This is a genomic window from Herbaspirillum rhizosphaerae (genome assembly GCF_001189965.1).
Taxonomy (GTDB): Bacteria; Pseudomonadota; Gammaproteobacteria; order Burkholderiales; family Burkholderiaceae_D; genus Herbaspirillum; species Herbaspirillum rhizosphaerae.
Window position 1 is genome coordinate 1 of record NZ_LFLU01000022.1, and the last position, 15867, is coordinate 15867.

14 protein-coding genes are annotated in these 15867 nt (G+C 62.4%); 6 read left to right on the top strand and 8 right to left on the bottom strand.

The window, feature by feature from the left end; genetic code table 11:
• Positions 1-96: 96 nt before the first annotated feature.
• The 7 genes from AKL25_RS21490 to AKL25_RS21520 form a co-directional block, all read right to left on the bottom strand.
• Entirely contained in the window at positions 97-798 is a 702-nt protein-coding gene (locus AKL25_RS21490; protein ID WP_050479762.1) for an ABC transporter ATP-binding protein, read from the bottom strand.
• A complete protein-coding gene (locus AKL25_RS21495) occupies positions 791-1555 on the bottom strand; it encodes an ABC transporter ATP-binding protein (protein WP_050479763.1) in 765 nt (254 codons plus the stop codon). Before AKL25_RS21495 ends, AKL25_RS21490 begins: the two co-directional genes overlap by 8 nt.
• Positions 1552-2541, bottom strand: a complete 990-nt coding sequence (locus AKL25_RS21500) for a branched-chain amino acid ABC transporter permease (RefSeq protein ID WP_476729720.1) — start codon at positions 2539-2541, stop codon at positions 1552-1554. Before AKL25_RS21500 ends, AKL25_RS21495 begins: the two co-directional genes overlap by 4 nt.
• 65 nt (positions 2542-2606) lie before the next feature.
• On the bottom strand, positions 2607-3473 hold the full coding sequence (locus AKL25_RS21505) for a branched-chain amino acid ABC transporter permease (protein WP_050479765.1): 867 nt from the start codon (positions 3471-3473) through the stop codon (positions 2607-2609).
• Between the two features lie 178 nt (positions 3474-3651).
• Complete coding sequence (gene pcaF, locus AKL25_RS21510) at positions 3652-4854, bottom strand: 3-oxoadipyl-CoA thiolase (RefSeq protein ID WP_050479766.1); 1203 nt, start codon at positions 4852-4854, stop codon at positions 3652-3654.
• Between the two features lie 36 nt (positions 4855-4890).
• Positions 4891-5532, bottom strand: a complete 642-nt coding sequence (locus tag AKL25_RS21515; protein WP_050479767.1) for a CoA transferase subunit B — start codon at positions 5530-5532, stop codon at positions 4891-4893.
• Positions 5532-6209: a 3-oxoacid CoA-transferase subunit A gene (locus AKL25_RS21520; RefSeq protein ID WP_050479768.1), complete on the bottom strand. Its 678-nt coding sequence runs from the start codon at positions 6207-6209 to the stop codon at positions 5532-5534. Before AKL25_RS21520 ends, AKL25_RS21515 begins: the two co-directional genes overlap by 1 nt.
• 433 nt (positions 6210-6642) lie before the next feature.
• Here AKL25_RS21520 and AKL25_RS21525 point away from each other — a divergent pair, with 433 nt between their 5' ends.
• Positions 6643-7536, top strand: coding sequence for an IclR family transcriptional regulator domain-containing protein (locus AKL25_RS21525; protein WP_050479769.1), 894 nt, complete (start codon positions 6643-6645; stop codon positions 7534-7536).
• Between the two features lie 147 nt (positions 7537-7683).
• Here the strand turns inward: AKL25_RS21525 and AKL25_RS21530 are convergent, their stop codons facing one another.
• Positions 7684-8799 carry a porin gene (locus tag AKL25_RS21530; RefSeq protein ID WP_050479820.1) on the bottom strand — a complete coding sequence of 372 codons (1116 nt, stop codon included), beginning with the start codon at positions 8797-8799 and terminating at the stop codon, positions 7684-7686.
• 720 nt (positions 8800-9519) lie between these two features.
• On the opposite strand from AKL25_RS21530, the gene AKL25_RS21535 reads away from it, so the two are divergent.
• The 5 genes from AKL25_RS21535 to AKL25_RS21555 all read left to right on the top strand — a co-directional run bounded on the left by AKL25_RS21535 (position 9520) and on the right by AKL25_RS21555 (position 15856).
• On the top strand, positions 9520-10695 hold the full coding sequence (locus AKL25_RS21535; RefSeq protein WP_050479770.1) for an ABC transporter substrate-binding protein: 1176 nt from the start codon (positions 9520-9522) through the stop codon (positions 10693-10695).
• A 379-nt stretch (positions 10696-11074) separates the two neighbouring features.
• Positions 11075-11860 carry a crotonase/enoyl-CoA hydratase family protein gene (locus AKL25_RS21540; protein WP_050479771.1) on the top strand — a complete coding sequence of 262 codons (786 nt, stop codon included), beginning with the start codon at positions 11075-11077 and terminating at the stop codon, positions 11858-11860.
• A 70-nt stretch (positions 11861-11930) separates the two neighbouring features.
• Positions 11931-13811 carry a feruloyl-CoA synthase gene (locus AKL25_RS21545; protein ID WP_050479772.1) on the top strand — a complete coding sequence of 627 codons (1881 nt, stop codon included), beginning with the start codon at positions 11931-11933 and terminating at the stop codon, positions 13809-13811.
• A 5-nt stretch (positions 13812-13816) separates the two neighbouring features.
• Positions 13817-15073, top strand: coding sequence for a thiolase family protein (locus tag AKL25_RS21550; RefSeq protein WP_050479773.1), 1257 nt, complete (start codon positions 13817-13819; stop codon positions 15071-15073).
• Positions 15074-15091: 18 nt separating this feature from the next.
• Positions 15092-15856, top strand: coding sequence for an SDR family NAD(P)-dependent oxidoreductase (locus AKL25_RS21555; RefSeq protein ID WP_050479774.1), 765 nt, complete (start codon positions 15092-15094; stop codon positions 15854-15856).
• The last annotated feature ends 11 nt before the right edge of the window (positions 15857-15867 follow it).

A 15867-nucleotide genomic window follows, 5' to 3' on the forward strand; every position in this document is an offset into this window, starting at 1 on the left:
GCGGCTGCCGGGCCGCCCCCGGCAAACCAAGGTTGATCGAAGAAAGAACAGATTAAGCAATGAACAAACGTCAAGTCGGGACAACACCGCCCCCCCTCACGCCACCGCCACCAACCGATCCAACCTCTCCCCATCCGCCAACAAACTCGCACTATCCGAATCATGCACAATCCGCCCGCGATCCAGCACAATCGCCCGCTGCGTCAGCGACAACGCCATGCGTGCATGCTGCTCCACCACAATCACCGACATGCCCATATCCTTGACCAGACCACGGATCACGCGCAGCAACTCCTGCACGATGATCGGCGCCAGCCCTTCCATCGGCTCGTCCAGCAACAGGATGCGGGGGCTCACCATCAGCGCGCGTGCGATCGCCAGCATCTGCTGCTCGCCGCCTGAGAGCTGATTGCCCATGTTGTTGCGACGCTCTTCCAGACGCGGAAAGATTTTGTAGATCTTCGGCAGGTCCCATTCGCCGCCGCGCGCCACGACCGTCAGATGTTCCTCCACCGTCAGCGACGGGAACATGTAACGCTCCTGCGGCACCCAGCCGAGACCGGCGTGCGCACGCCTGTAGGTCGGCATGCGCACGATGTCGCCGCCGCGCCAGCGGACGCTGCCGCCGTGCAGACGGGTCAGGCCCATCAGCGTCACCAGCAGGCTGGTCTTGCCGACGCCGTTGCGTCCCAACAGCGCCAGGCTATCGCCTTCCTTCATGGAAAACGACACGTCTTCCAATACGATCGAATCGCCGTAGCCGGCAGTGACCTTGTCGAGTGCAAGCAGCTCACTCATGTTCCGACTCCCCCAGATAAACTTCCTTGACGCGTTTGTCGGCAGCGATTTCCGCCGGCGTGCCTTCGGTCAGCACCTTGCCGCCGACCAGCACCGTGATGCGTTCGGCAAAGCGGAACACCAGGCCCATGTCGTGTTCGATGAAGACGACGGTGACGTCGCGCGGCAGTTGCGCGATGACTTCGAACAACTCCTTGCTTTCCGCCGAGGGAATGCCGGCCGCCGGTTCGTCCAGTAGCAGCACCTTCGGTTTCGTCGCCAGCGCCAGCGCGATTTCCACTAGGCGCTGCTTGCCGTAGGCCAGGCTGCGCGTGATGCTGTTGGCTTCCCCATCGAGCTTGAGCGAGGCCAGCAAGGCCATGGCCTCGTCGATAACGTCGTTCTGCTGCGCCACCGTCTTGTACCAGACGTATTGCAGGCCGCGCCGTTCGGAGATCGCCAGCACGATGGATTCCAGCACGGTCAGGCCGGCGAACAGCGTATTGATCTGGAAGGTGCGCGTCATGCCGCGCTTGACGCGTTCGTGCTGCGGCAGCGAAGTGATGTCGTCGTCGCCGAAGAACACCTTGCCGCTCGATGGCGCAAAGCCGCCCGTCAGCAGGTTGATGAAGGTGGTCTTGCCGGCGCCGTTGGGGCCGATCAACGCATGGCGCGCGCCGGGAACGAAGGTCAGCGAGACGTCGCTGTTGGCCTTGAAGGCGCCCCATTGTTTGGACAGGCCTTCGGTGCGGAGAGTGGTGTTTTGCATGGTGCTCATGAACGCTCTCCTTTCGCGGCGGAAGAGTTGCGCAGCTTATTCCAGATCAGAGTCAGACCGCCAAGGATGCCGCCGCGGGCGAACATCACGATGACGATCAGCAGCAGGCCGATCCAGAATTGCCAGTACGCCGGATTCAGACCGGACAGATAATCTTGCGCCAGCATGAAGATCGCCGCGCCGACCAGGCCGCCGTAGAGGCGGCCGGTTCCGCCCAGCACCAGGATGATCAGCAGCTCTGCCGAGCGCGGAAAACCCAGCACATCGAGGCCGACGAACTGCGTGGTCTGCGCCAGCAAGGCGCCGGCCACGCCGGCGATCGCCGCGCTGACGGTGAAGATCACCGTCAGGCGCTGGTTGACGTTGACGCCAATGGCCGGCATGCGGCGGCCGCCTTCGCGGATGCCGACCAGGCTCAGGCCGAACGGCGAATTGACCAGACGGCGCAACACGGCAAACAGGATGAACAACACGACAAAGCTGTAGATATAGGCGACCTTGCCGTTAAGATCGAACTCGAACACGCCGAAGATCTTGTCCACCATCATGCCCGACAAGCCGTCGACGCCGCCGGTGATGAAGGCGGCCTTGTTGGCAGCTTCGAACAGCATCAGGCCGATGCCCAGCGTCACCATCAGGCGCGCCAGGTCGTTGCCGCGCACCACCAGGAAACTGATGAGGTAGCCGAACGCCGCCGCGACGATCGCCGCCAGCAGCATGCCGCTGATCGGCTCGCCCCAGCCGTGCGCCGACAGCAGGCCGGCGGTGTAGGCGCCGAGGCCGAAGAAGGCGGCATGGCCGAGCGACACGATGCCGCCGTAGCCGAGGATCAGGTCGAGCGAGATCGCGAACAGGCCGACGATCATGATCTGGCTGATCAGGATCAGATAATCGGGAAAGATGAAATAAGCCGCCACCGGCAGCAGCCAGAAAATGATTTCCAGCGGCTTCCAGCGGTCATTGGGAAGACGAAGCAAGGGAGACATGGCAGTGGTCTTTGCGCTAGTGGTGGGTGCAGCCGCGGCGGGCGCGGAAGTCGGTGTGCTCGCGCTCATCCGCGCCTCCGCATCAGTCCGGCGGGGAACAGGATCAGCAGCAACACCATCAGGCCGTAGATGACGAAGGCGCCGATCTCCGGCACATAGTATTTTCCGGCCACGTCGAAAATGCCGAGGATCACGGCTGCCAGCAACGGCCCCTTGATCGTGCCGGCGCCGCCGACGGCCACCACCAGCAGGAAGTACACCATGTACTTGATCGGGAACGTCGGATCGAGACCCAGCACGTCGATGCCGAGACCGCCGCCCAGGCCGGCCAGGCCGGAGCCGAGCGCGAAGGTCAGGCTGAACACGCGGCTGACGTTGATGCCCAGACCGGCGGCGGCGACCTGGTTGTCGACCGAGGCGCGGATCTGCGCGCCGAAACGCGTGCGCTCGATCAGCAGGCCCAATGCTGCGGTAACCAGCACCACCACGCCGATCAGGAATACCCGATACGCGCCGACGTCGAGACCGAGCAGAGAGATTTGTCCGCGCAGCCAGTCCGGCAAATGCACCGGCTGTTGCGTCGGGCCCCAGACGTAGGTTGCGCCGGCCACCGCCATGAAGGTCAGGCCGATGGAGAACAGCACCTGATCCAGGTGACTGGCTTTATACAGGCGGCGATACAGCGAACGCTCCAGCACCAGGCCGACCAGCGCCGACGCCAGGAAGGCCACCGGCAGCGACGCCAGGAAAGGCAGGCCGAGCTGATTGAGGATGGTGACGCAGACGTAGCCGCCCAGCATCGCGAACGCGCCGTGCGCCAGGTTGATGAAATTCATCATGCCCATCGTGACCGACAGGCCGACGCTGATCAGGAACAGCAGCGCGCCGTAGGCGATGCCGTCGAACATCACGCCGATGAAATTGCCGATCATGAGCAGTCTCCATGGCGGCAAGCTGCTGCGCTGCCGCGTCGGGTGCGGACAAGGGTGGGGTAAAGCATTGGTGTCTCCTCTTCAATCTCTTGTGCAAACGCTGCTCTATATTTTCATGGCTCTTGGTGGCCGGCAGCGTTGTCTTTACTTCTCTTTTCTTACATCGCGATCCAAATCTTCAGACGCGCTCAATGATAGTCGCAATCCCCTGGCCGACGCCGATGCACATGGTGCACAGCGCATAACGGCCGCCGGTGCGTTGCAGCTGGTACATCGCGGTGGTGATCAGGCGCGCGCCGCTCATGCCGAGCGGATGGCCGAGCGCAATCGCGCCGCCGTTCGGGTTGACGCGCGGGTCGTCGTCGGCCACGCCGAGCTCGCGCAACACTGCCAGACCTTGCGAGGCGAATGCTTCGTTCAGTTCGATCACGTCCATCTGTTCGATGGTCAGGCCGACTTGCTGCAACAGTTTTTTGGTGGCCGGCGCCGGGCCGATGCCCATGACGCGCGGCGCGACGCCGGCGGTCGCCATGCCGACGATGCGCGCGCGCGGCGTCAGGCCGTATTGCTTGACCGCTTCGGCGCTCGCCAGCAGCAGGGCGCAGGCGCCGTCGTTGACGCCGGAGGCATTGCCCGCCGTGACAGTGCCGTCGGCGCGCACCACGCCCTTGAGTTTTGCCAGCGCTTCCATGCTGGTGGCGCGCGGATGTTCGTCGTTGCTGACGGTAACCGGCTCGCCCTTCTTTTGCGGAATCACCACCGGCGTGATTTCCTGCGCCAGCGTGCCGTTGGCTTGCGCCGCGGCGGCCTTGGCCTGGCTGGCGACGGCGAATCTGTCCTGGTCGAGGCGGCTGATCTTGAAATCGTCCGCGACGTTTTCGCCGGTTTCCGGCATGGAATCGGTGCCGTAGAGCGCCTTCATCTGCGCGTTCGGGAAGCGCCAGCCGATGGTGGTGTCGTAGATGTTGGCGTTGCGCGAAAACGCGCTGTCGGCCTTGCCCATGACGAACGGCGCGCGCGTCATCGATTCAACGCCGCCGGCCAGCATCAGTTGCGCTTCGCCCGACTTGATGGCGCGCGCCGCTGTGCCGACTGCATCCATGCCTGAGCCGCACAGGCGGTTCATGGTGGTGCCCGGCACCGATTGCGGCAAGCCGGCCAGTAGCGCCGACATGCGCGCGACGTTGCGGTTGTCTTCGCCGGCCTGGTTGGCGCAGCCGAAGATGACGTCGTCGACGGCGTTCCAGTCGACTTGCGGATTGCGCGCGATCAGGGCGCGCAGCGGAATCGCGCCGAGATCGTCGGCGCGCACGTCTTTCAGTGCGCCGCCGTAGCGGCCGATGGGAGTGCGGATGGCGTCGCAGATAAAGGCTTCGGTCATGGTGTTCTCTTCGTATGCTTCGTATCGGTTGCGGAATTATGCCGGCGGCAACAGCGGCGCACCGGTAATCTTTTGCAGTTCTTCGAACGACATGCCATCGACGATCTCGCGCACTTGCAAGCCGTGCTCGGTCACGTCCAGCACGGCGACGTCGGTGTAGATGCGGTTGACGCAGCCGATACCGGTCAGCGGATAGTCGCAATGCGACACGATCTTGCTCTCGCCGGTCTTGGTCTGGTGTTCCATCATGACGAACACCTGCTTGGCGCCGATGGCCAGGTCCATGGCGCCGCCGACGGCGGGAATCGCGTCCGGTGCGCCGGTGTGCCAGTTGGCCAGGTCGCCGGTGGCCGACACCTGGAAGGCGCCGAGCACGCAGATGTCGAGATGGCCGCCGCGCATCATGGCGAACGAGTCGCCGTGGTGGAAGTAGGCGCCGCCGGTCAGCAAGGTCACCGGCTGCTTGCCGGCGTTGATGAGGTCTTCGTCTTCTTCGCCGGGTGCGGGCGCCGGGCCCATGCCGAGCAAGCCGTTTTCGCTGTGCAGGAAAACTTCCTTGTCGGCCGGCAGGTAATTGGCGACCTTGGTCGGCAGGCCGATGCCGAGGTTGACGTAGGCGCCTTCGGGAATATCCTGCGCCACGCGTGCGGCGATCTGATCACGAGAGAAGCGATTCATTATTTGGTCTCCTGTGCGTTCTGCAGCACGACGCGTTGCACGAAGATGCCCGGCGTGACGATGGCTTCCGGATCCAGCTGGCCCAGCTCGACGACTTCGCTCACCTGGGCGATGGCGCACTTGGCGGCCATGGCCATGATGGGGCCGAAGTTGCGCGCGGTCTTGCGGTACACCAGGTTGCCCCAGCGGTCGCCGCGCAGTGCCTTGATCAATGCGAAGTCGGCGTGGATCGGCGACTCCAGCACATAGTGGCGGCCGTCGATGAGGCGGGTTTCCTTGCCGTCGGCCAGCATGGTGCCGTAGCCGGTGGGCGAGAAGAAACCGCCGATACCGGCGCCGGCGGCGCGGATGCGCTCGGCCAGGTTGCCTTGCGGCGTCAGTTCCAGTTCGATTTCGCCGGCTCGGTAGAGCGCGTCGAATACATGGGAGTCGGTCTGGCGCGGGAAAGAGCAGATGATCTTCTTCACGCGCTTGGCCTTGAGCAAAGCCGCCAGGCCGGTGTCGCCGTTGCCGGCGTTGTTGTTGACGATGGTGAGCTCGCGCGCGCCTTGCGCAATCAGCGCATCGATCAGCGCCGCCGGCATGCCGGCATTGCCGAAGCCGCCGATCATGACAGTCGCGCCGTCGTGAATGTCGGCCACGGCTTGTTCCAGTGACTCAGTAATTTTGTCGATCACGTTGCGTCTCTTTCGTGAATCCGTTCGTTGAACAGCAAATGCATGAAAATGGTCCTGCGATGCGCCGGCGCGATCCTGCCATGCTGCTGCAGCCGGGCTTTCAGGAATGGCTTGTCTCCGCCTGGTTTTTCTATGCTCCTGCGCTTTCCAACCGCTGTTTTGGCCCTTGTGCGAGTCAAAATGCGTGCGCGCCTGAATTCTTTTATGTACAATCATTTGTGCGATAAACGAACTAATGTTTGTTTTTCGCACACATTAGTGTAGCGATACCTGGCTTCCTGCGTCAAGAACAAACAGGCAGGCCTGTGCGATGTCCGCACAACATATTAGAATCGCGGACAATCCCGTGGCCGCCGCTTATGCAGATCATCCGGCTTATTGCTCGTCGTTGCCAATCCTTGCCCACTGTTGCCCATCGTCATTTTGAATGCCTATGTCCAAGACACCTGCTCCAGCAAAAACCCGCAAGCCCGCAGCCAAATCCGGCAAGGCAAAGGGTGACGCCGTCGTCGCTCCCGCCGCCGATCAGGCCGAAGAAAAAGAACTCACCATCGCCGAGGAAATCGACGCCCTCACCGATCCCAGTTTCATGACCTCGCTGGCGCGCGGCCTGGCGGTGGTGCGCGCCTTCAGCGACACGCGCCGCACGCTGACCATTGCGCAGATCAGCCAGAAGACCGGCATCCCGCGCGCGGCGGTGCGCCGCTGCCTGCATACACTGAAACAGCTGGGCTATGCCGATTCCGAGGTGAACAATTTTTCGCTGCGCCCGAAGATCCTGACGTTGGGTTATTCCTATCTGTCGTCGACGCCGCTGACCGTGTCGGCCCAGCCTTGCCTGAACAACATCACGCGCACGCTCAATGAGTCTTGCTCGCTGGCGGTGCTGGACGACAATGAGGTGTTGTATGTCTCGCGTTCAGCGACGGCGCGCGTGATGTCGGTGGCGCTCAATACCGGCAGCCGTCTGCCGGCGTATTGCACTTCGCTGGGACGCGTGATGCTGGCGCACATGCCGGAAGAGGCCCTGAAGGCCTACTTCGACAAAGTCAAACTCCGCGCCTTCACCGACAAGACCGTGGTCTCGCAAAAGCGCCTGCGCGAAATCCTCGCCGAAGTGCGCGAATCCGGTTACGCCGTCATCGACGAAGAACTGGAAGTCGGCCTGCGTTCGATCGCGGTCCCGGTGCGCGGCGCGTCCGGCAATGTGCTGGCGGCGCTCAACGTCGGCGCCCAGGCCGCACGTGTGAGCCGGCGCCAGATGGAAGACGAGTTCCTGCCGGTGCTGCTGCGCGGCTCGCAGGAATTGTCCGTGCTGCTGCCATAACTGTAAGCAGACACAAAAAATCCAGCGGACTTTGCAGTGCGCCGGATTGAAGACAGCAGCCTGAGCCGCTGTCGATACTACGGGCGCGCCCTGCTCAGTGGCGCGCCATCCTCCTCAAGATTTCCTTGAAACGGCTTCAGACCTGCATCAGAAGGTGTGACGGATACCCGACATCACGCCCAACTGATTCTTGCCGGCGCCCACGGTGCCGCCTGCATCGATCGCCACGGCAGAAGTGCCGCCGTTTTTCTGATAGCCCAGCGAGGTGTACAGCGCAGTGCGCTTGGACAGGTTGTAGGTCAGGCGGCCCACCATCAGGGTCACGTCGTTGGGGCTGCTCTTGACGTTCAGCTTGGCGACCTGTGCGTCCAGCACCAGTGCCGTCGACAGCGGCACGCTCGCGCCCAGGTAATACAGGTCAGAGTTGGTGTTGACCGCACCGGCGGCACGGGTGCGACGATCGACCACGCCGGCGCCGATCTTGGTGTCGCCGATCATGACGAAACCGTTCAACGTGACGCGCTGGTCGGTGTTGTCGCTGCTGGTCAGGCCGCCGGCTGCGCCGGTGTTGCCGTACAGGATGTCGTAGGACGAGGTCACGCCGAACGACTTGTTGTCGTAGCCGACCAGGGCAGTGACCTGACGGCAGGCTTTGGAATTGCCGGCGACTTCACCCGCGCAGCCGGTTGCGGCAGGACCGCCTGTGGCCGAGGTGTCGCGGCCGAAGCTGTATGTCGCGCCGACGGTGAAGTTGGAGAAATTGCCCAGGTAGCCGATCGAATTATCGCTGCGTGCGTTCGGCAGATAGCCGTCGATGCTACCGATCGCAAAAATGTTCGGCCCCATGACGTCGGTCTTCAGCGTCGCGATGTAGGTCATGTTGACCTGGCGGCCCAGCATGACCTGCCCCCAGCTATTGCTCTTCAGACCGACCAGCGATTGACGGCCGAACAGGCGATTGCCCTGCCCCATCGAACCGGTGTCGGGTGCGAAGCCGGTTTCCAGCACGAACATCGCTTCCAGCCCGCCGCCCAGGTCTTCCGACCCCTTGAAGCCCAGGCGCGACGGGAACGAACCGGTCAGCGACGGCATCTTGAATACCGAATTGCCGGCGGCGTTGGCGTTGGTGGTGTAGACCACGCCGGTGTCGACGATACCGTAGACGGTGACCGAGCTCTGCGCCATGGCGTTGCCTGCGCACAGCGCACCCATTGCACCCATTGCACCCATCAGCGCGATTGCGCTGCAAACTGATTTCTTCATTGTGCCTCCTCCTGAAACGTAAAGATTTTTAAATTCGATTTTTAAATTCGTCTTGTTGATCTTGTTGATGCGGTTGCTGACTTTGCTGCTGATTTTGTTGCCGACTTTCTTGATGCTGCCGGATGACTCGGCATGTCCGCAGATTGCAGACATGCGTCGTACTCCCTCCGCGGTGTCGATACGTGGATTCTTTGTCGCCGAACGCGGGCTTCCGCGGGTTTCGCAGGGGGCGTTCAGCCTGCCTCCCGGCTGATCGCCGGAGGCCTTCATGTGTTACGTCGATGTTGCTTGAATACTGCCTGCGTGCAGCCGGTAGTCGCCGGCGAAATTCTGCAATGCTGCAAATGCCTGCCTGATCGTCCCCTGCCTGGAGTGGCCCGGAGAGTTTCGTCTCGATTATTTCGATTTTTATTTAATGTTCGATAAACGCACAATATGTTGTTTACCGAACGCTTGTTGCGATACTATTGTTCTCGCTGAAGCTTGTCAAGAATGCGCAAAGCAGAAAATTCCCGGCAGCGTCGTCTGCGAGCAACAGCTAAAATCCGGCGACAAGAAAAATTTTCCAACGGACATCGCCATCTGCAAGGTACCGGGCAGTGCGGCTGCATCGCCCGTCCGGCAAGGAATACGGCGCTGCAAGGGATGCACGGAAAGCACGGCTCAGGATGAACAACCGCGTATGCACTACGCCACGACAACGTATCGAAGGAGACAAACATGAGATTTAAAAAATCGGCATTGCTGGCAATGCTGGCAGGGATGAATATTTTTGCAGCGGCGCAGGCGCATGCCGCGGACACCATCAAGATCGGCCTGATCGCGGCCTTCTCCGGCCCCTTCGCCGACTACGGCAAGCAGATGGAAGGCGGCATCAAGGCCTACATGGCGCAGAACGGCGACACCGTGGCCGGCAAGAAAATCCAGATCATCGTCAAGGACACCACCGGCCCGTCGCCTGAAATCGCCAAACGCCTGGCGCAGGAACTGGTGGTGCGCGACAAGGTCGACTTCCTCGCCGGTTTCGGCCTGACGCCGGAAGCGCTGGCGGTGGCGCCGATCGCCGAGCAGGCCAAGAAGCCGATGATCATCATGAACGCCGCGACCTCGATCATCACCACCAAGTCGAACTACATCGCGCGCTTCTCGATGACGCTGCCGCAGGTGTCCGGCCCGATGGCGACCTGGGCGCTGAAGAACAACATCAAGAAAGTCGTGACGCTGGTGGCCGACTACGGTCCGGGCATCGATGCCGAGACCGCGTTCAAGACCAACCTGCTGGGCGGCGGCGGACAAGTGATCGAATCGATCCGCGTGCCGTTGCGCAATCCTGAGTTCGCGCCCTACATCCAGCGCATCAAGGACGCCAAGCCGGAAGCCGTGTTCATCTTCGTACCGGCCGGCGAGCAAGGCATCGCCTTCATGAAGGGCTATCGCGAGCGCGGCCTGGCCGAAGCCGGCATCAAGGTCATTGCTACCGGCGACCTGACCGACGACCACGTGCTGCCGGCGATGGGCGACGCGACGCTGGGCGTGATCACGACGTTCCACTATTCGGCGGCGCACAACTCGCCCGAGAACAAGGCCTTCCTGAAGAGCTATGCCGCGGTGAATCCGAACGGCGGCCGGCCGAATTTCATGGCCGTGGCTGCCTATGACGGCATGGCGGCGATCTATGAAGTGTCGAAGAAACTCAACGGCAACATCGACGGCGACAAGGCCATGGCGATCCTGAAGAATATCAAGCTCAACAGCCCGCGCGGCCCGATCTCGATTGACCCGGCGACACGCGACATCGTGCAGACGGTGTATGTACGCAAGGTGGAAAAAGTCGGCAACGAAGTCTATAACGTCGAGTTCGATAAATTCCTCAACGTGAAGGACACCGGCAAGTAATCTGCCGTGAAAATCTGCGCAGGATGATGACGCCGGTGATGCAATGCACACCGGCGTTTTTTTCGTTCCAGACGCAGGAAGATCGATTCATGCGGAGCAACGGCAGACACCGGTCGCGCAGTTGTTTCGATGCAGCGCAGCATGAGACCATCGCTGCAATCCAGACGGCAAGCGGCATTGCGGCGTTCGGTAGCCGCCCTGTTTTACGTTTTCAATGCACTTGCCGCGCATGTTATCGCTTGCATTTGCTGTTTACATACTTATACTAAATAACAGTTATAACTTATAAGTAATTGCCGGCATCCCCGTCAGGCAATCTGAGACAAACGATCTGCACCAAGCAACACCTCAGTGCGCAAGCACCAACAACAGGCTGGCCATGACGAATCATTCTGACGATCTTCTCGATATCCATTACGACGGCGCAATTGCCGTCGTCGCCATCAACCGCATCGCCAAGCGCAATGCGCTGAGCGACCCGCTGGTGCGCACCATCCAGCGCTGCTTCGAATCCTTTCCGCCGGAAATCAAGGTCGCCATCATTCGCGGCAACGGCGATCATTTCTGCGCCGGTCTCGATCTCTCCGAACTGCGTGAGCGCGACACCAGCGAAAGCATGTACCACTCGCGCATGTGGCACGCCGCCTTCGAGCGCGTGCAATTCGGCGGCGTACCGGTGATCGCTGTGCTGCACGGCGCGGTCATCGGCGGCGGCCTGGAACTGGCCTCCGCCGCCCACATCCGCGTGGCCGAAGACAGCGCCTTCTACGGCCTGCCGGAAGGGCAGCGCGGCTTGTTCGTCGGCGGCGGCGGATCGGTGCGCATCTCGCGCCTGGTCGGCGTCGCCTGCATGAGCGACATGATGCTGACCGGCCGCGTGCTGTCGTCGCAGGAAGGCCATCAGGCCGGCATTTCGCAATATCTCACCGCCGCCGGCAAGGGCATGGAGAAAGCCATGGAGTTGGCGGGACGCATCGCCAAGAATGCGCCGATGACCAACTACGGCGTGACGCATGTGTTGCCGCGCATCGCCGACCAGTCGATCCAGGACGGGCTGGTGACGGAATCGCTCATGGCCGCCGTGGCCGGCAGCGATCCCGAAACCAAGGGCAGGCTCGCCGCTTTTCTCGATCTGAAGATGAACAAGGTCGAGCGAGGCACCTAGCAACAGCTAATCTATATCGACAATTTGCGGCCCCATACAAAGCAGTACCGATAACTATTAAGAGACATGTATGAGCACAACCCCACGCTATCGCAGCGTACGATTCGGCATCGGCGGCGTTGACGTCGCCGAAGTTGCTGACGGACAGAGCATTGTCAGGACCAGGCAGCCCTTGCAGGACTACCCGGCGCGCCTGAGCGACAAGCTGAAATACTGGGCGGCGCAGACGCCCGACACCAGCTTCATGGCCAGGCGCGACGCCGACGGCGTCTGGCAGCACATCACTTACGCACAGGCATTGCAGACCGCCCGCCACATCGGCCAGGGCCTGCTCAATCGCGGCCTGTCGGCGGAACGCCCGTTGCTGATCCTGTCGGAGAACGACCTCGAACACGCCATGCTGGCGCTGGCCTGCCACTATGTCGGCGTGCCGTATGCGCCGGTGTCGTCGGCGTACTCTTTGCTGTCGAAGGATTACGCCAAGCTGCGCCATGCCGTCAATCTGCTGACGCCGGGCATGATCTTCGCCGCGCATGGCGAGAAGTTCGTCGCCGCCGTCAATGCCGTGGCGACCAGCGACATCGAATTCGTCGCCACCGAAGCTCCCCCCTCCGCGCGCGCCACCACGCTCTACAGCGAACTGGCCGCGACGCCGGTCACCGATGCCGTCGAGCGCGCGCATGACGCCACCACGCCGGACACCATCGCCAAGTTCCTGTTCACCTCCGGTTCGACCAAGTTGCCGAAGGCGGTGATCAACACCCAGCGCATGATCTGCAGCAACCTGCAGATGATCGTGCAAACCTTTCCCTTCCTCGGCGAAGAGCCGCCGGTGCTGATCGACTGGCTGCCCTGGAACCATACCTTCGGCAGCAATCACAATGTCGGCATCGTGCTCTACAACGGCGGCACTATGTATATCGACGAGGGCAAGCCGACGCCGCAGGGCCTCGCCGTCACGCTGCAAAACCTGCGCGAGATCGCGCCGACGATTTACTTCAACGTACCGATCGGCTGGGAAGGCATCGCCCACGCCCTGGAAAAAGACGCCGCCCTGCGCGACAAGTTTTACAGCCGCCTGAAGATGCAGTTCTACGCCGGCGCCGCGCTGGCGCAACCGGTATGGGACAAGCTGCACGCCACCGCTGAAGCCGCCTGCGGCGAACGCATCGTGATGTCCTGCGGCCTCGGCATGACCGAGACCGCGCCGTCGGCCTTGTTCGTGGTGGAAGAACAGGTGCGCTCCGGCCAGATCGGCATCCCCACGCCCGGCATGGAAATCAAGCTGGTACCCAACGGCGACAAGATGGAAATCCGCTATCGCGGTCCCAACGTCACGCCGGGTTATTGGCGCGCACCGGAGCAGACGAAAGAAGCCTTCGATGAAGAAGGTTTCTTCTGCTCGGGCGACGCCGTCAAATGGCTGGATCCGACCAATCACGATCTCGGCTTCATGTTCGACGGCCGCGTGGCCGAAGACTTCAAGCTCTATACCGGAACCTGGGTCAGCGTCGGCCCGCTGCGCGCGGTCATCGCCCATGAAGGCGCGCCCTACTTGCAGGACGCCGTCATCACCGGCCAGGACCGCAACGAAGTCGGCATGCTGATCGTGCCCAACCTGGAACGCTGCCGCCAGCTGGCAGGACTGCCTGCAAGCGCTTCGCGCGATGAGATCGTCGCCGCGCAACCGGTGCGCGACTTTTTCAGCAATGTGCTGCAGCGCCTGCAACAACACGCCACCGGCAGCGCCTCGCGCGTGGCGCGCGCATTGGTGCTGGTCGATCCGCCGTCTTTCGATAAAGGCGAAATCACCGACAAGGGTTCTATCAACCAGCGCGCTGTGCTGACGCACCGCGCCGATCTGGTTGAGGCGCTCTACGCCGACATCAATCCGGCCATCCTCAAACCGCGTCCGCTGGCGGGCAGGAACGCCACAGCGACAGGAGCATAATTCACATGGCAAAGAAATCTTTCTACTCCAACTTCGACGACGTCTGGATGCTGGGCGGCGTGCGCACGCCGATGGTCGATTATTGCAGCACCTTCTCGCAACTGTCGCCGACCGACATGGGTATCAAGGTTGCGCGTGAAGTCCTCAAACGCACCGGCGTGCCGGCGGCCGACATCGGCTCCGTCATCGCCGGCAACATGGCGCCCGGCGATTGCTTCCAATACATGCTGCCACGCCATATCGGCTTGTACGCCGGCGTGTCGATAGACGTGCCGGCCATCATGGTGCAACGTATCTGCGGCACCGGCTTCGAACTGATACGCCAGGCCGGCGACCAGATCGAACGCGGCTATACCGACACGACGCTGGTGGTCGGCTCAGAATCGATGACCCGCAATCCGATTGCGGCCTTCTCGCATCGCGGCGGCTTCCGACTCGGCGCGCCGGTGGAATTCCAGGATTACATGTGGGAAGCGTTGATCGACCCGGCGCCCGGCATCACCATGCCGCAGACGGCAGAAAATCTTGCGAAGAAATACGGCATCACGCGCCGCGAAGTGGACGAATACGCCGCGCTCTCGTTTGAACGCGCCGTGCGTGCGCAGCAGGAAGGTTTTCACGTCGACGAGATCGTGCCGGTGATTAATGAAACCTTCAAGCTCGACGGCTACAACGACCGGCACATCAAGCTGCAGGGCAAGGTCACGGAGGCGGCCACCGATACCCATCCGCGTCCGTCGCCGGTGGAAGTATTAGGCAAGCTGCGCACGCTCTATCCCGACGGCGTGCAGACCGGCGGCAACAGCTCGGCGCTGGTGGACGCGGCAGCCGCAACCGTCATCGCCTCCGGCAGCTACCTGCGCGACCACCGCTGCACACCGCTGGCGCGCGTGGTCGCCGCCGCCGTGGTCGGCGTGCCGCCGGAAATCATGGGCATCGGTCCGGCGCCGGCGATCCGCCTGCTGCTGGAACGCAACAGCCTGACGCTGGACGACATCGGCTGTTTCGAAATCAATGAAGCGCAAGGCGCGCAAACCATCGCCGTCGAACGCGAACTCGGGCTCGACCGCAGCAGGCTCAACGTCAACGGCGGCGCGATTGCGCTGGGCCATCCGCTGGCCGCGACCGGCGTGCGGTTGTCGATCACCGCCGCGCGCGAAATGCGCAAGCGCGGCGCACGCTACAGCATCGCCTCGGCCTGCATCGGCGGCGGACAAGGCATCGCACTGCTGCTGGAAAACCCGGCCGCTTCCAATCAATAATCTGCGAAAGAAGTCGATATGAAATTGCAAGGACAAGCAGCGCTGGTCACCGGCGGCGCTTCCGGACTCGGCGCCGAAGTGGTGCGCCAATTGGCGCAGGGCGGCGCGCGCGTAACCATCCTCGACGTGAACATCGAAGGCGCGCAGGCGCTGGCGAAAGAAGTCGGCGGCCACGCGGCAGCCTGCGACATCACCGACACCGCCAGCGTCGAAGCGGCGCTGGCGTCGGCGCGCGCGGCCCACGGCCCGGCGCGCATCCTGATCAACTGCGCCGGCATCGGCGGCGCCAAACGGCTGGTCGGCAAAGACGGCGTCGCTATGCCGCTGGAGGATTTCAGCCGCATCATCAACGTCAACCTGATCGGCACCTTCAACATGATCCGCCTTGCCGCGGCAGAAATGATCGCGCAAGAGCCGCTGGAAGACGGCGAGCGCGGCGTGATCGTCGCCACGGCATCGGTGGCCGCCTATGACGGCCAGGTCGGGCAAGCCGCTTATGCTGCATCGAAAGGCGGCATCACTTCGCTGACCTTGCCGCTGGCGCGCGACCTCGCACAGTTCGGCGTGCGCGTGATGACGATTGCGCCGGGGCTGTTTCTGACGCCGCTGCTCTACAAGCTGCCGGAAGAAGTGCAGCAGTCGCTGGCGGCGTCTATCCCTTTTCCCAAGCGCCTCGGCAAGGCAGAAGAGTTCGCGCATCTGGCGGTGCACATCGTCGGCAACCTGTCGCTCAACGGCGAAGTGATCCGCCTCGACGGCGCATTGCGCCTGCCACCTCGTTAACACATTCAGGA

Excerpts from the sequence above, each read along its gene's own strand:
- AKL25_RS21490 (WP_050479762.1), bottom strand. The coding sequence starts at position 798 with ATGAGTGAGCTGCTTGCACTCGACAAGGTCACTGCCGGCTACGGCGAT.
- AKL25_RS21495 (WP_050479763.1), bottom strand. The coding sequence starts at position 1,555 with ATGAGCACCATGCAAAACACCACTCTCCGCACCGAAGGCCTGTCCAAA.
- AKL25_RS21500 (WP_476729720.1), bottom strand. The coding sequence starts at position 2,541 with ATGTCTCCCTTGCTTCGTCTTCCCAATGACCGCTGGAAGCCGCTGGAA.
- AKL25_RS21505 (WP_050479765.1), bottom strand. The coding sequence starts at position 3,473 with ATGATCGGCAATTTCATCGGCGTGATGTTCGACGGCATCGCCTACGGC.
- pcaF (WP_050479766.1), bottom strand. The coding sequence starts at position 4,854 with ATGACCGAAGCCTTTATCTGCGACGCCATCCGCACTCCCATCGGCCGC.
- AKL25_RS21515 (WP_050479767.1), bottom strand. The coding sequence starts at position 5,532 with ATGAATCGCTTCTCTCGTGATCAGATCGCCGCACGCGTGGCGCAGGAT.
- AKL25_RS21525 (WP_050479769.1), top strand. The coding sequence starts at position 6,643 with ATGTCCAAGACACCTGCTCCAGCAAAAACCCGCAAGCCCGCAGCCAAA.
- AKL25_RS21530 (WP_050479820.1), bottom strand. The coding sequence starts at position 8,799 with ATGAAGAAATCAGTTTGCAGCGCAATCGCGCTGATGGGTGCAATGGGT.
- AKL25_RS21535 (WP_050479770.1), top strand. The coding sequence starts at position 9,520 with ATGAGATTTAAAAAATCGGCATTGCTGGCAATGCTGGCAGGGATGAAT.
- AKL25_RS21540 (WP_050479771.1), top strand. The coding sequence starts at position 11,075 with ATGACGAATCATTCTGACGATCTTCTCGATATCCATTACGACGGCGCA.
- AKL25_RS21545 (WP_050479772.1), top strand. The coding sequence starts at position 11,931 with ATGAGCACAACCCCACGCTATCGCAGCGTACGATTCGGCATCGGCGGC.
- AKL25_RS21550 (WP_050479773.1), top strand. The coding sequence starts at position 13,817 with ATGGCAAAGAAATCTTTCTACTCCAACTTCGACGACGTCTGGATGCTG.
- AKL25_RS21555 (WP_050479774.1), top strand. The coding sequence starts at position 15,092 with ATGAAATTGCAAGGACAAGCAGCGCTGGTCACCGGCGGCGCTTCCGGA.